Genomic DNA, 13,305 nt, shown 5'->3' on the forward strand with positions numbered 1-13,305 from the left:
GGGCGCGGTTCAGATGCGGAACACGCCGAATTTGGTTTCTTCGATGGGCGCATTGAGCGCCGCCGACAGGCCCAGCGCCAGCACCGTGCGGGTGTCGGCCGGATCGATCACGCCGTCGTCCCACAGCCGCGCCGAGGCATAGTAGGGGTGGCCCTGTGTTTCGTATTGGGCGCGGATCGGTTCCTTGAAGGCGGCTTCTTCTTGTGCGCTCCAGCTGCCGCCGCGCGCTTCGATGCCGTCGCGCTTGACGGTGGCCAGCACGCTGGCGGCCTGCTCGCCGCCCATCACCGAGATGCGCGCATTGGGCCACATCCACAAGAAGCGCGGCGAGAACGCGCGTCCGCACATGCCGTAATTGCCGGCGCCGAAGCTGCCGCCGATGATCACCGTCAGCTTGGGCACGGCGGCGGTCGACACTGCCGTCACCATCTTGGCGCCGTGGCGGGCGATGCCTTCGTTCTCGACTTTCTTGCCGACCATGAAGCCGGTGATGTTCTGCAGGAAGATCAGCGGGATCTTGCGCTGGCAGCACAGCTCGATGAAGTGCGTGCCCTTCTCGGCCGATTCCGAAAACAGGATGCCGTTGTTGGCGACGATGCCCACCGGCATGCCATGCAAGTGGGCGAAGCCGCACACCAGCGTGGTGCCGTAGCGGGCCTTGAACTCGTCGAACTCGCTGCCGTCGACGATGCGCGCGATCACTTCGCGCACGTCGAAGGGCTTGCGGGTGTCGGTGGGGATCACGCCGTACAGTTCATGCGCCGGATACTTCGGCGCGACGCTCTCGCGCAGCGCCAGTTGCTGCGGTTTCTTGCGGTTGAAGTTGCCGACGATGCCGCGCGCGATCGACAGCGCATGCAGGTCGTCTTGCGCCAGGTGGTCGGCCACGCCGGACAGGCGCGTATGCACGTCGCCGCCGCCCAGTTCCTCGGCCGTGACCACTTCGCCGGTGGCGGCCTTCACCAGCGGCGGGCCGGCCAGGAAGATGGTGGCCTGTTCCTTGACGATGATGGATTCGTCGCTCATGGCCGGCACGTAGGCGCCGCCGGCGGTGCACGATCCCATCACGACGGCAACCTGCGGGATGCCCTTGGCCGACATGTTGGCCTGGTTGAAGAAGATGCGGCCGAAGTGGTCGCGGTCGGGAAAGACCTCGTCCTGGTTGGGCAGGTTGGCGCCGCCGCTGTCGACCAGGTAGATGCAGGGCAGGTGGTTGAACTCGGCGATCTCTTGCGCGCGCAAATGCTTCTTGGCGGTCATCGGGTAGTAGGTGCCGCCTTTGACCGTAGCGTCGTTGCACACGATCAGGCATTCCTGCCCGGCCACGCGGCCGATGCCGGTGATGATGCCGGCCGAGGGCGCGGCGTCTTTCAGGTTGCCGTCGCGGTCCTTTTCACGGTACATGCCATAGGCCGCCAGCTGCGAGAATTCGAGGAAGGGCGTGCCGGGGTCGAGCAGCATCTGCACCCGGTCGCGCGGCAGCAGCTTGCCGCGCGCCAGGTGCTTGTCGCGCGCGGCCTGGCCGCCGCCTTCGGCGATCGCCGCGACCTTTTGCTTCAGGTCGTCGACGATGCGTTGCATGGCATCGCGGTTGGCCTGGAAATCCTCGCTGCGCGGGTTGAGCTTGCTTTCGATCTGCGGCATGTCGTATCTCTCTCTTCAGTTTTTCTGTCTGCCGGTGGTGGGCTTGTGATGGGCTTATGGTGGGGCTTATGCGTCGCCCGGGAAGTTGCCATCGACGTAGTACCAGCGTGGCGTGCCATCGGCGTCCGGCTGGCGCACGAAGTTGCTGATCTCGTGCATGCGGTGCGCCTTGCCGCCGACCTTGAAGCGCGCCACGAACTCCACCGTGGCTTCGTCGCTGCCGGCGACATGGGTCTGCTTCTTGATGTCCAGGCCGATCCAGTTGACGTCGGTCTCGCCGGTCAGCTCTTCTTCCGGCAAGGTCTCGGGGAGCCAGGTCGCGCGCAGGTAGGCTTCATCGCGCAGCGCATAGGCGCTGTAGCGCGAGCGCATCAGCAGTTCGGCCGTGGCGGGAATTTCCGCGCCCGAGATGAAGCGGCCGCAGCACGTGGCGAAGGCGCCCTTGCCGCAGGGGCATGCGCTGCCCTTGGCGTGGTCTTTCTTGCCGGCCATCAGATCTTCCCGTTTGCCAGGAAGGCTTCCAGTTGCGGGTAGCGGTCGAAGCCCCAGAACGGTTCGCCGTCCACGATCACGAAGGGCGAGCCGAACACGCCTTGCTTTGCCGCTTCTTCGGTCGCCAGGCGCAGCTTGTCCTTGATTTCCTGGGTGCCCAGCGCCGCTTCCAGCGCGGCATGGTCGATGCCGAGGTCGCCGGCGATGCGCAGCACGTTGGCTGGCACGCTGATGTCGATGTCTTCGGTGAAGTAGGCGCTATAGACGGTCTGGATGAAATCGACCGCCTTCGCCGGCTGCTGCTCTTGCACCCACAGCGCGGCGCGCGCGGCGACTTGCGTGCCGATGGGGAAGTTGCCGGGTTCCTTGAAGAAGATATTGTGGAAGCGGGCGGTGCGCCCCATGTCGTGGCGCGAGTATTCGCCCTTGACCGGGATGGTGACCAGCGAGTTGGTGCCGATGTTCTTGAAGATCGGTCCCAGCAGGATGGGATGCCAGTTGACCTGGCGGCCGTATTTCGCCGCCAGCTTGCCGATCTCGACGGCGCCGAAGTAGCCGTAGGGGGAGCTGAAGTCGAAGTAGAAGTCGATGGGCTTGCTCATGATGTGGTGTGGGTACGGGAAAAAAGGTCAGAGGGTATCGGCGAACAGTTCGCGGCCGATCAGCATGCGGCGGATCTCGCTGGTGCCGGCGCCGATTTCGTAGAGCTTGGCGTCGCGCCACAGGCGGCCCACCGGATATTCGTTGATGTAGCCGTTGCCGCCCAGCGCCTGGATCGCTTCGCCGGCCATCCAGGTGGCCTTCTCGGCCGAGTACAGGATGGCGCCGGCGGCGTCCTTGCGCAGCGCGCGCACCTGTTCCGGCGAGGCGGCGCGGTCGCAGGCCTGGCCCACGGCATAGACATAGGCCTTGCAGGCCATCATGGTGGAATACATGTCGGCCAGCTTGCCCTGCATCAGCTGGAATTCGCCGATGGCCTGGCCGAACTGCTTGCGGTCGTGCACGTAGGGCACCACCGCGTCCATGCAGGCCTGCATGATGCCCAGCGGGCCGCCGGAGAGCACCGTGCGTTCGAAGTCCAGGCCCGACATCAGCACGTTGACGCCGCGGCCGACGCCGCCCAGCACGTTTTCTTCCGGCACCTCGCAATCCTGGAACACCAGCTCGCCGGTATGCGAGCCGCGCATGCCCAGCTTGTCGAGCTTTTGCGCCACCGAGAATCCCTTGAAGCCCTTTTCCACCAGGAAGGCGGTCATGCCGCGCGCGCCGGCTTCCAGGTCGGTCTTGGCGTACACCACCAGCACGTCGGCGTCGGGCCCGTTGGTGATCCACATCTTGCTGCCGTTGAGCACGTAGCGCTCGCCCTTCTTGTCGGCGCGCAGTTTCATGCTGACCACATCCGACCCGGCGTTGGGTTCGGACATCGCCAGCGCGCCGATGTAGTCGCCGGAGATCAGCTTGGGCAGGTATTTTTGTTTTTGCGCGTCGTTGCCGTTGCGCTTGATCTGGTTCACGCACAGGTTGGAGTGGGCGCCGTACGACAGGCCGATGGAGGCCGAGGCGCGCGAGATTTCTTCCATCGCGACGATGTGCGCCAGGTAACCCATGTTGGCGCCGCCGTATTCCTCGCTGGCGGTGATGCCCAGCACGCCGAGGTCGCCCAGTTTCTTCCACAGGTCCATCGGGAACTGGTCGCTGCGGTCGACCTCGGCGGCGCGCGGGGCGATTTCGGCGGCGGCAAAGGTGGCTACGGCTGCGCGCAGCGCATCGATGTCTTCGCCGTGGTTGAAGCTCAGTCCTGGCAGGTCGGGCATGCTTGTCTCCTCATTGTCGGTAGTCGTTTTTTCGATGCCGGTTCTGTGCCGGCGTGTTGACGTTAACGTCAACTATATTGTCTTCCGGTGTGCGCGGTATCTTCAGGCGGCCTTGCGGCGGGGCTTCGGCGCGCCGCTTCTTTTGCCCGCGTCTTCCAGCAGCGCGCGGCATTCGTCTTCATGCGCGGCGATCTCGGCCAGCGTCAATTCCAGGTCCTCGCGCTGGCGTTCCAGCTTGTCGCGGTGCTGCTGCAGCACGCCCAGGAAGCGCTGCAATTGCGGCTCGGTATCCTTGGGCGATTCATACATGTCGATCAGGTCCTTGATCTCCGAGAGCGTGAAGCCGAGGCGCTTGCCGCGCAGCGTCAGTTTCAGCCGCGTGCGTTCGCGCGCCGGATAGACGCGGTTGCGGCCGCCCGCGCCTTCGCGCTTGGGATTGAGGATGCCGTGATCCTCGTAGAAACGGATCGCCCTCGGGGTGATCCCGAACTCTTCCGCCAGTTCGCTGATGGTGTAGGTGGGCATGATGGCTCGCTCTGCGTCGAACGGGAATATTGGTTAAGCTGGTCCGGAGGTACCGCCATGCGTCTCTTTGCACGGAACGGATGCGGCATCGAAACTTCCGGAACTGGCACTTTACGTTAACGTAAAGTATATTGTGCTCCGTCGTCCAGTGGAAAATGCAGGAGACATGACGGCCTGGGCGTTTTATTGTCCGTACGGCAATGTCTTGTCCGTTCTTCGTTCCGCTTTCTTTCGTTTCATCTTGTCAGGTATTTCATGAATGAACTTGAATCCCAGCTCGACTACGCCTTCGGCGACGCCATGCCGGAAAGCGGCCGCACCATGGAGGTGGCGCCGGGCGTGCGCTGGTTGCGCATGGGTTTGCCCTTCGCGCTGAACCACATCAACCTGTGGCTGCTGGAAGATGAAGTCGAAACGCCGCAAGGTTTGCGGCGCGGCTGGACCGTGGTCGATTGCGGCATCGCCACCGATGCGACCAGGCAGGCATGGGAAACCATCTTCGCCGAGGAGTTGAACGGCTTGCCGATCCTGCGCGTGCTGGCCACGCATTGCCATCCGGACCATGTCGGCCTGGCCGACTGGCTGTGCCGGCGCTGGCAGGCGCCGCTGCTGATGAGCGCGGGCGATTATGCGTTCGCGCGCGTCATGTCGGCGGCCTTGCCGGGCGCCGAGGGGACGGCGGCGACGCCGCATTTCCAGCGCCACGGCCTGGCCGATCCGCAGACGATCGCCACGCTGCAGGGCCGCAACAATTACTACCAGGAATTGGTGCCGGCGATGCCACATGCCTATGCGCGGCTGCAGGATGGGCACGCCGTGCGCATCGGCGGGCGCGATTGGGAAATCATCACCGGCTTCGGCCATTCGCCGGAACATGTGTCGCTGTACTGCGGCGAATTGAACGTGCTGATTTCAGGCGACATGGTGCTGCCGCGCATCTCGACCAATGTCTCGGTGTTTGCGATCGAACCGGAATCCAACCCGGTGCAGCAATTCCTGGATTCATTGAAGAAGTATGCGCACCTGCCAGCCGACGCGCTGGTGCTGCCGTCGCACGGCAAGCCGTTCCGCGGCCTGCACACCCGCATCGCCCAGCTCGACGAGCACCATCGCCTGCGCCTGGCCGAGGTCCTGGCAGCGTGCGCCACGCCCAAGACCGGGGTGGATATCCTGCCGGTGCTGTTCAAGCGCGCGCTGGATACGCACCAGCTTTCGTTCGCCCTGGGCGAGGCGGTGGCGCACTTGCACAAGCTTTGGTATGACGGTGCGTTGCGGCGGGAATTGGGCGAGGATGGGGTTTATCGTTTTGTTGTCGTCTAGTTGGGGGCGACTATTGTGAATTTATGGCGGCTACTGGCGGCGGTAGCGGCCATCATATTCCCCGCGCAACTCGCCAATGCACATGCTCAGGTAGCGCATGCTTCAAGAGAAATGCAACAAAAACATCGGCCACAATGGTGTTTGAAAACCATTCGTCAGAGAGCAACGCAACTTCACCAGCGCCGAACACCAGTAAGGTTCCATCTGGATAGTTAGTGTTCTTTGTTTCTTGATACGCCCGGTAGTGCACGCCTGTAAGAGCATCACGACGTTCAAGCAGGCATGTAATCCCTCCTCCGGCAACCTGAAGATAGTTGCCGTGGTCGTCAGTCAGAGATGCGAAAGATGAGGTGCCGTAGCTTCTCAGGCTTAGAATCGCCTTTCGCAGTTGCTGCTCGGAAGGATAGTCTCTGGCAGATTTATTCTGGATTTCCAAGCGCATAATATTTTTGAGCAGTCAGGTTACATCCCTGAAGATGCAATCAATGTAATAGGTCGGCTTCTGGCCGATTGCGGACATCCCCAGAATGAGAGAAGCCAGCTCATGCAGGATTCCAGCTTAAATTCCCGCCGGAATCCCTCCCTCTAAGTTAGCCATAGATCGCGCGATAGTCGCGTAGCATGTGCTCCGACTCTCGTGCATGCCGGATGGCGTCAGATTGCAAAAGCACAACAAGCAATTCGCTGTCGTCTTCACCGGCTTGGGCAATGCATTCGCCCATGGGTGACCATACGCCGCTTCTTCCGCACGCTTCCCAGCCCCCGGTCGTTCCGCAGTAATTGGCTGTCACTACATAGATCGTATTATCCAGTGCTCTGGCAGGCATCCAAACGGATAGCTCCTGGCGACCAACAGTTCTGCCAAAGAGTGCCGAGACCAGATAGACGTCGCAGCCATCAGCGGCAACCCGGCGAGCATGTTCGGGAAAGCCCGAGTCGTAACATATTCCAAGACCGATCTTCCATCCACCGATCAGGATGGACTTGTCTTCGCAGCCGGGGGAATACCAATCCTTCTCGGAATAGAACAGGTGTTGCTTATGGTAAAAACCGATGCTTCCGTCAGCATTCGCGATGATGCTGCTTATCCTGCGGACACCGTCGATCAGCGTCGGCGCTCCGACGATGAGGGTTAACTCCTGTTCCTCCGAGATTCTCGCCAATGTTTCAAGCGCAGCATCGCCAGGTTTGATCAAGGCAGCGTCGCCTGTCTTCTTGAGAAGCTGAGGTTCATATCCCGTCAAGAATTTTTCGGGGAAGACGATGAGCTGTGCCCCTTCTCTTGATGCGTTCCTGCTATATCTCTGAACCGTGGCCAGGTTGGCCTCGATATCTCCGGCAACGGATGCGACCTGCGCTACGGCGAGGCGCAGGGAACTGGCCGGATCGGGATGCTCTTTTCTTTCATTGCATGTTGCCATCACATTCAAGCCCGTTTCCTAAAGAGATTACGATTCCACATTTGGCCAGAAGCCAACGTTCAAGAACGAGACTTACCGCATCCGATATTGTTTCGCATCATGACTAGTACGTTCATTGGAACGTCTTCGCCAAAACTTCGCCAGGAGCCGAGTTAAACCACAGCAGTGCTGAACGCATCGGGCCGCCGCGCAAGCAGGTGGGACAGCTGTTGAAGACTCGCCTGCAAGCGCCCGCGGTCCTTGATGCTACCCAAGGAGATCCGGATTGCATTGACGGAGCCGCTGCCAGTTGCGAATGCTTCCGCCGGCGTGATTGCGATGCCCTCGCCGTCGGCTGCGCGCGCAAGCTGTGATGAGTTCCAATACGCCGGCAACTCGAGCCATACATGCAGGCCGTCTCCGGCGCCGCTGTACCGTCCCGCCAGGATATCCCGGGCCATCCGGTGGCGCAGGCGCGCTTCGTTGCGTATGCCTTGCATCAATCCGTCGGCCGAACCGTCGAGGATCCACTGCGTGGCCAGTGCGGCCGTCAGCGGCGCGACCATCAGCGCAAACGATCTTAGCGCGGCCAGGAAGCGTTCGCGTTCGTGCGGGTCGCGTACGAGCACGAAGGCGACCCGCAAGCCGGGCGTCAGGCATTTCGACAGGGTTGAGATGTAGTACACCTGTTCCGAGGCAAACGTGGCGACAGGCGGTGGCGGCGCATCGGCAAGGAGCCAGTAGGGATCGTCCTCGACGATGCGGACATTGCAGCGTTTCGCGATGCTGGCGAGCTCCTTGCGCCGGTGTTCCGGCATGGTGATGGCGGTCGGGTTCTGTAGTGTTGGATTGAGGTAGAGCAGCCCGGGTTTGTGCTGGCGGCAGGCTTGCTCAAGCATCTCGGGCAGCATTCCGTGCTGGTCGGCTTCCACGGCAATGATGTGCCGGCCGAATTGGGTCGCTGCGGCACGCAAGCCGGGATAGCTCATTGGCTCTGTCAGGATGGCATCGCCCGGCTCCGTGAGCGCAAGGATCAATGCGGCGATTGCCGCTTGCGCACCCGGGCAGACAACAACCTGCCGGGCATCCAGATGCCCAAACATCGGTTCGAGCCATGTGGCTCCGGCCTTGCGGTCGGAGTCGCTTCCCCCGGCCAAGTGGTAAGTCATCAGCAATTCATTATCCGCCCTCATCAATACTTGGGACAAACCTTGTTTCAGCATGTCGTCGAAGTCCACGCCATCCGGCGGCGGCGGGGTATTCATGCTCAGGTCGAGGATCGAGGTCAACTCGACTTTCGGCGCGGCGACATAAGTGCCTCGAGCGCCGCGGCCTTCCAACAGGTTGCGGCGTCTGGCTTCGTCGTATGCGCGCGTGATCGTCGTCAGGTCGACGTCCAGCTGTGCCGCCAACTGGCGCTGCGGAGGCAGGCGGTCACCCGGTTTCAGCGATCCGTCTGCCATTGCGGCCTGCAACGCATCCGCAATCTGCAAAAAACGTGGCCCGCCGTGCATGGCCAATCTTGGCAACCAGATGGGCACATTGTCATCTTGTACGGTTTTGGGCTGGGACATTTTGTCTCGATGTATGGAAATTGCTTTTAAGTAGTATGTCCCGGAACGTGCGGCAACACCATCCTTGCATGGCAGCCGCTGGCGTTTTCGCCTCTCTCATCGGGGAGGTGGTGTTCCTCATGACAGTCGATGTCAAGCAATAGCCTGGAAATACGCAAAATGATGGATTGGGTTCCTATAGTCTTCGTTACATTCAAGGTGCTCGTGCTCGGCACGGGCATGTTCTTTGCCATCAAGTGGCATTACGATCAAGGGAAAAAGGGGAGGAAGACAGAGCAGCGCGCGGTGCTGCGCGCCAGCGGCAAGGTGGCCGTAGTCTTCGTGCTATCGCTCCTGGGTCTGGGACTCGCCACTTTCGCCGTTACCAGGATGCTGGGGTTGGACTTGACCTTCCCATGATGGCAAGCAATAGCCGGCATGGGCATTGTATGGTTTCGCCGCCGCCTGGTCGGGATGAGGCTATCGAGAATCTATGACGGCCTTGGCCGCCGAAAGCAGGCGAAGGCTCGCATGTGTCACTCAGGAAGCGCTGCCGGCACGAGGTGCTGCAGATGTCCATACCCTGCGGCTCTGGCGAACTCGGGAAGCTTCCAGATGGCGCCGTTCGCCCCCCAGCAGCCGTCCGCTACCTCGAAGAAGACGGTAGACATCATGACCTGGGGTTGATCGCCGGCGGGCATGCTTTGCTCAAGTATCGCGTAAATGCCCGCAATCGCATGTGGGGAAATAAAAAACGCCGGACGATCGGTCCGGCGTTTTGTCAGGCTGAGCGTGCGGCAGGTTCAGGCGGTGGCCGCGCTCTTCTTCATCTCGCGCTCTTCCTTCTGCAGCTTGGTCTTGATGCGGTTGCGCTTGAGCGGCGACAGGTATTCGACGAAGACCTTGCCCTTCAGGTGGTCCATCTCGTGCTGGATGCACACCGCCAGCAGCTCGTCGGCTTCCACTTCGAACGGCTTGCCGTCGGCATCGAAGGCGCGCACCTTCACGCGCGCCGGGCGTTCGACGCCGTCGTAGATGCCGGGCACCGACAGGCAGCCTTCATCGTAGACGCGCTTTTCCTCGCTGGCCCATAGCACTTCCGGGTTGATGAATACGCGCAGCTCGCCGCCGCTGTCGGAAACGTCAATGACGATCACCTGTTCGTGCACGTCGACCTGAGTCGCGGCCAGGCCGACGCCGGGCGCGGCGTACATGGTCTCGGCCATGTCGGCGACCAGCTTCTTGATGCGTTCGTCGAACACGGTGACGGGCTTGGCCACCTTGTGCAGGCGCGGATCGGGGTAACGGAGGATATTGAGCAGGGCCATACGTGTGAATCTCGGCAATCGACTTGGAAGTCGGAAAAGGTCTGGTACATCGTCGCTCGCCATTTTGTGAGCAACGGGAAAATTTTTATCGGGAATATCTTTTAAATAAGGTCGGATTACGCGGCATCAAGTGCGGCGACGGCAGAATGACAGCTCCCGTCGGCGGGATTGGCGCCCGGCAAATCCGGGCGGCATGCCGGTTCCGGCTGCTGTCGCCGTATGCCTTGCCGACACTGGCCAGCTTTGTTTTGATCTTCCCGAAACGATGAAAAAGTTTAGCACAGGCCCGCTGCTTTTCGCTTGCTGGGTGCCCGCAGGGGCGGTTTCGGCGCAGGAGCCGCCGCCGTTCGTTGTTTCTCCGCCGCTGCCGGAATACATCTTGTCGCCGCGACCGCGCGTGCTGGCGCCGTTGCCGCAAGCCCAACAGGCGGCCGATGACGGTGCGCGGCCGCAGGCGATGGTGCTGGATGGGGATGCCGGCCCGTTTGCCGAGGTGACCGGGCTTGTGGCGGCGCGTGATGTCGTGCGGGATGCCGCGCAGATGTTCGTGTCCGGCCAGGTGGTGCGCATTGCCCCGGTTGGCGCATCCGGCGCGCCGCTGGAAGAGGGCGTTTCGATCTACCGCCTTGGCCCGGTGCTCGGTTCTGCCGACGGCCGTACGGCGCTGGGGCGCATGGCTTACCGGATCGGCAGCGCCCGCATCGTCCGCCGCGATGCGGATGGCAAGGCGACCAAGGCGGTGATTGCCCACGGCAACCGGGAGATCGCCGCGGGCGACATCGTGCTGGATGCGCGGGCATGGCCGGCCGCAGCAAGGCAAGAAACCGTGCGCGCGGTGGCTGCGCGCGTGGCGTTGCAGTCCGGCGCGGAACGCATGCGCCTGGCCGCCATGGGCCAGGTGGCGGGGCTGGACCGTGGTGCGCTGGACGGCGTGCGCGCCGGCATGTGCCTGCGCGCGGTGGAATGCGACCGCACGGGAGATGTCGTCGGCCGCGTGCTGCACGCCGGCGGCCGGGCGTCGGTGGCGCGGCTGGAGCACGGCGCCGCTTTGCTGGCCGGGGGCGACGAAGTTTGCGTCGCGGCTTGCCCCGATTGATGTCCGATTCAACGCCTGTGTGAACGATATGGATGATTTCCCGCTTTCCCCGGATCTTCCCGCGATGGAGAATCCGGCCGCCCTGGAGGCATGGTTGCGATTGACGCTGACCGATGGCGTCGGCAGCGAAACCGGGCGGCGCCTGCTGGGCGCCTTCGGCTTGCCGGGACTGGTGCTGCGCGCCGGGCGGGCGGCATTGGAGGCTCTGGTCACGCCGCGCGTAGCCAACGCCTTGTGCAAGCCGCCCGGCGCAGCCATGCGCACCCACATCGATGCCACGCTCGCCTGGGCCGAGGCGCCTGGCAACGCGATCGTCACGCTGGCCGATGCGCACTATCCGCGCGCCTTGCTCAATATTCCCGACCCGCCGCTGCTGCTTTACGTGAAGGGCAACATCGCGCTGCTGGAGGCCAACGCGCTGGCGGTGGTCGGCAGCCGCAACGCCACCGCGCAGGGGCTGGCGCATGCCGAACGCTTCTCGGAACAATTGAGCCATGCGGGCCTGGCCATCGTCTCCGGCCTGGCGCTGGGCATCGACGCCGCCGCGCATGTCGGCGGTTTGCGCGGGCCGGGTTCGACGGTGGCCGTGATCGGCACCGGCATCGACATCGACTATCCGCCACGCAACCGCGCATTGGCGCAACGCATTGCGCAAGAAGGCTGCATCGTCAGCGAGTATCCGCTGGGCATGCCGCCGCTGGCGGCCAACTTTCCGCGTCGCAACCGCCTGATTTCGGGGCTGGCGCGGGCGGTGCTGGTGGTGGAGGCGGCGGCCCAGTCGGGCTCGCTGATCACCGCGCGCATGGCGGCCGAGCAGGGGCGCGACGTGTTTGCGATCCCGGGCTCGATCCATTCGCCGCTGGCCAAGGGCTGCCATCAGCTTATCCGCCAGGGCGCCAAGCTGATCGAGACCACGCAGGATATCCTGGAGGAAATGCCGCCCTTGTTCGCGGCAAAGGGAAATGCCTCGCTTGCGTCGCCCGATTGGCAACGGTCGCAACCTGCCGGAGCGGAGGGCGTGGGCGGCGCCGGTAATGACGATGCGGCAACAGCCCTTGTCATGCAGGCAATGGGCCACGATCCGGTCGGCACGGATACCCTCGGCGCGCGCTGCAAGCTGGACGCGGCGCAACTCTCGGCAATCTTGCTGGCGCTTGAGCTGGCGGGGCGCATCGAAGTGTTGCCGGGAGCGCGCTATCGTCGTCTGGCGTAGGGGCGGGTTCTTAAAAGTTTATGCAGCAGGCTCGGGAAAATCCTGCCATACTGGGGGCGCCGACTTGTGTATTCACACCCTTCGCGATAGAGTAGACCTATGTTCGATGTCCTCGTTTACTTGTACGAAACCTACTATCGCCCCGATGCCTGCCCCGAACCGGAGGCGCTGGTGAAGAAGTTGTCCGCGATAGGTTTTGAAGAAGATGAAATTTCCCAGGCGCTCGGCTGGCTGACCGACCTTGAAGTCGCCAACCACGAGTTCGCCGATTCCTATCCCCGGCAAACCTCCTTTTCCTTCGGCACGCGCATCTACGCACGCCAGGAAACCGACGTCCTCGGCACCGATGCCGTGGGTTTCATCCAGTTCCTGGAGTCGGCCAAGATGCTCGACGGCATGCAGCGCGAGATCGTCATCGAACGCGCGCTGGCCGCCGGCGAGGTGCCGATCACGCTGGAAAAGCTCAAGGTCATCGTGCTCATGGTGCTCTGGAGCCAGGGCAAGGAACCGGACGGCCTGATGTTCGAGGAGCTTTTCCTCGACGAGGAAGACAGCGAACCGCGCCTGTTGCATTGATGCATTGCGTTGGCGGCGAGGCAATATTGCCAGCCGTGCGCAAGGCGCACTTGTCCGAAACCTTGCAAATCCGCCTTCATCCAACTTATCCCGGCAAGCCATCAGGCTTGCCGTTTTATTTGCATCACGCTTATCATTCCCCCGCGCCGGGCCAATATTGGCTACTATATAAATATCCGTTGTCCAAAAGCAATCAAAGGAGCGGCACGCATGCTGTGCTGCCCGCACCAACAAGATTTCCCATGCTTTGGGCGACATGGCGTTGTTTAAGGAACATCCGGCCCCAGATTGGCGCTGGTATTTCTGACAGCGCCAGCAACCGACCTCTCTTTCGAGACCCATAC

General features: G+C 62.5%; 15 protein-coding genes. 6 read left to right on the forward strand and 9 right to left on the reverse strand.

Annotation, left to right across the window (positions count from 1 at the left end; all coding sequences use genetic code 11):
• Positions 1 to 9 precede the first annotated feature (9 nt).
• From FB597_RS05245 to FB597_RS05265, 5 genes are all read right to left on the reverse strand, one after another.
• Entirely contained in the window at positions 10 to 1,644 is a 1,635-nt protein-coding gene (locus FB597_RS05245; RefSeq protein ID WP_144768476.1) for a carboxyl transferase domain-containing protein, read from the reverse strand.
• Between the two features lie 66 nt (positions 1,645 to 1,710).
• Positions 1,711 to 2,136, reverse strand: a complete 426-nt coding sequence (locus FB597_RS05250; protein ID WP_144768478.1) for a YchJ family protein — start codon at positions 2,134 to 2,136, stop codon at positions 1,711 to 1,713.
• On the reverse strand, positions 2,136 to 2,738 hold the full coding sequence (locus FB597_RS05255) for a 2-hydroxychromene-2-carboxylate isomerase (RefSeq protein ID WP_144768480.1): 603 nt from the start codon (positions 2,736 to 2,738) through the stop codon (positions 2,136 to 2,138). Before FB597_RS05255 ends, FB597_RS05250 begins: the two co-directional genes overlap by 1 nt.
• A gap of 27 nt (positions 2,739 to 2,765) precedes the next feature.
• Positions 2,766 to 3,950: an isovaleryl-CoA dehydrogenase gene (locus tag FB597_RS05260; RefSeq protein ID WP_141914126.1), complete on the reverse strand. Its 1,185-nt coding sequence runs from the start codon at positions 3,948 to 3,950 to the stop codon at positions 2,766 to 2,768.
• A 102-nt stretch (positions 3,951 to 4,052) separates the two neighbouring features.
• Positions 4,053 to 4,475, reverse strand: a complete 423-nt coding sequence (locus FB597_RS05265) for a MerR family DNA-binding transcriptional regulator (RefSeq protein ID WP_141914125.1) — start codon at positions 4,473 to 4,475, stop codon at positions 4,053 to 4,055.
• A gap of 255 nt (positions 4,476 to 4,730) precedes the next feature.
• Here FB597_RS05265 and FB597_RS05270 point away from each other — a divergent pair, with 255 nt between their 5' ends.
• Entirely contained in the window at positions 4,731 to 5,795 is a 1,065-nt protein-coding gene (locus FB597_RS05270; protein WP_144768482.1) for an MBL fold metallo-hydrolase, read from the forward strand.
• Between the two features lie 52 nt (positions 5,796 to 5,847).
• Here the strand turns inward: FB597_RS05270 and FB597_RS05275 are convergent, their stop codons facing one another.
• The 3 genes from FB597_RS05275 to FB597_RS05285 all read right to left on the reverse strand — a co-directional run bounded on the left by FB597_RS05275 (position 5,848) and on the right by FB597_RS05285 (position 8,769).
• Positions 5,848 to 6,231, reverse strand: a complete 384-nt coding sequence (locus tag FB597_RS05275) for a hypothetical protein (RefSeq protein ID WP_144768484.1) — start codon at positions 6,229 to 6,231, stop codon at positions 5,848 to 5,850.
• Positions 6,232 to 6,385: 154 nt separating this feature from the next.
• Complete coding sequence (locus FB597_RS05280) at positions 6,386 to 7,216, reverse strand: carbon-nitrogen hydrolase family protein (RefSeq protein WP_255517103.1); 831 nt, start codon at positions 7,214 to 7,216, stop codon at positions 6,386 to 6,388.
• Positions 7,217 to 7,368: 152 nt separating this feature from the next.
• Positions 7,369 to 8,769, reverse strand: a complete 1,401-nt coding sequence (locus FB597_RS05285; protein ID WP_144768488.1) for a PLP-dependent aminotransferase family protein — start codon at positions 8,767 to 8,769, stop codon at positions 7,369 to 7,371.
• A 159-nt stretch (positions 8,770 to 8,928) separates the two neighbouring features.
• Between FB597_RS05285 and FB597_RS05290 the strand changes: the two genes are divergently transcribed.
• A complete protein-coding gene (locus tag FB597_RS05290) occupies positions 8,929 to 9,168 on the forward strand; it encodes a hypothetical protein (RefSeq protein ID WP_144769007.1) in 240 nt (79 codons plus the stop codon).
• Between the two features lie 383 nt (positions 9,169 to 9,551).
• Here FB597_RS05290 and def read toward each other — a convergent pair whose 3' ends face one another.
• Positions 9,552 to 10,076, reverse strand: coding sequence for a peptide deformylase (def, locus tag FB597_RS05295; protein ID WP_144768490.1), 525 nt, complete (start codon positions 10,074 to 10,076; stop codon positions 9,552 to 9,554).
• A 23-nt stretch (positions 10,077 to 10,099) separates the two neighbouring features.
• On the opposite strand from def, the gene FB597_RS05300 reads away from it, so the two are divergent.
• The 4 genes from FB597_RS05300 to FB597_RS05315 all read left to right on the forward strand — a co-directional run bounded on the left by FB597_RS05300 (position 10,100) and on the right by FB597_RS05315 (position 12,961).
• Positions 10,100 to 10,345 (forward strand): hypothetical protein, encoded by a 246-nt coding sequence (locus tag FB597_RS05300; protein WP_141914120.1) that lies wholly within the window; start codon positions 10,100 to 10,102, stop codon positions 10,343 to 10,345.
• Between the two features lie 110 nt (positions 10,346 to 10,455).
• Positions 10,456 to 11,172 carry a hypothetical protein gene (locus FB597_RS05305; RefSeq protein ID WP_144768492.1) on the forward strand — a complete coding sequence of 239 codons (717 nt, stop codon included), beginning with the start codon at positions 10,456 to 10,458 and terminating at the stop codon, positions 11,170 to 11,172.
• A 64-nt stretch (positions 11,173 to 11,236) separates the two neighbouring features.
• The gene (gene dprA / locus FB597_RS05310; protein ID WP_144768494.1) at positions 11,237 to 12,385 is read left to right on the forward strand and encodes a DNA-processing protein DprA; all 1,149 of its coding nucleotides are present in this window, start codon (positions 11,237 to 11,239) and stop codon (positions 12,383 to 12,385) included.
• Positions 12,386 to 12,484: 99 nt separating this feature from the next.
• The gene (locus FB597_RS05315; protein WP_050467425.1) at positions 12,485 to 12,961 is read left to right on the forward strand and encodes a DUF494 family protein; all 477 of its coding nucleotides are present in this window, start codon (positions 12,485 to 12,487) and stop codon (positions 12,959 to 12,961) included.
• The last annotated feature ends 344 nt before the right edge of the window (positions 12,962 to 13,305 follow it).

The sequence above is a fragment of the Herbaspirillum sp. SJZ099 genome, from assembly GCF_007828355.1.
Lineage (GTDB): Bacteria > Pseudomonadota > Gammaproteobacteria > Burkholderiales > Burkholderiaceae_D > Herbaspirillum.

Coding starts and splice junctions, on each gene's coding strand:
- FB597_RS05245 (WP_144768476.1), bottom strand. CDS start 1,644: ATGCCGCAGATCGAAAGCAAGCTCAACCCGCGCAGCGAGGATTTCCAG.
- FB597_RS05250 (WP_144768478.1), bottom strand. CDS start 2,136: ATGGCCGGCAAGAAAGACCACGCCAAGGGCAGCGCATGCCCCTGCGGC.
- FB597_RS05255 (WP_144768480.1), bottom strand. CDS start 2,738: ATGAGCAAGCCCATCGACTTCTACTTCGACTTCAGCTCCCCCTACGGC.
- FB597_RS05260 (WP_141914126.1), bottom strand. CDS start 3,950: ATGCCCGACCTGCCAGGACTGAGCTTCAACCACGGCGAAGACATCGAT.
- FB597_RS05265 (WP_141914125.1), bottom strand. CDS start 4,475: ATGCCCACCTACACCATCAGCGAACTGGCGGAAGAGTTCGGGATCACC.
- FB597_RS05270 (WP_144768482.1), top strand. CDS start 4,731: ATGAATGAACTTGAATCCCAGCTCGACTACGCCTTCGGCGACGCCATG.
- FB597_RS05280 (WP_255517103.1), bottom strand. CDS start 7,216: ATGGCAACATGCAATGAAAGAAAAGAGCATCCCGATCCGGCCAGTTCC.
- FB597_RS05285 (WP_144768488.1), bottom strand. CDS start 8,769: ATGTCCCAGCCCAAAACCGTACAAGATGACAATGTGCCCATCTGGTTG.
- FB597_RS05290 (WP_144769007.1), top strand. CDS start 8,929: ATGATGGATTGGGTTCCTATAGTCTTCGTTACATTCAAGGTGCTCGTG.
- def (WP_144768490.1), bottom strand. CDS start 10,076: ATGGCCCTGCTCAATATCCTCCGTTACCCCGATCCGCGCCTGCACAAG.
- dprA (WP_144768494.1), top strand. CDS start 11,237: ATGGAGAATCCGGCCGCCCTGGAGGCATGGTTGCGATTGACGCTGACC.
- FB597_RS05315 (WP_050467425.1), top strand. CDS start 12,485: ATGTTCGATGTCCTCGTTTACTTGTACGAAACCTACTATCGCCCCGAT.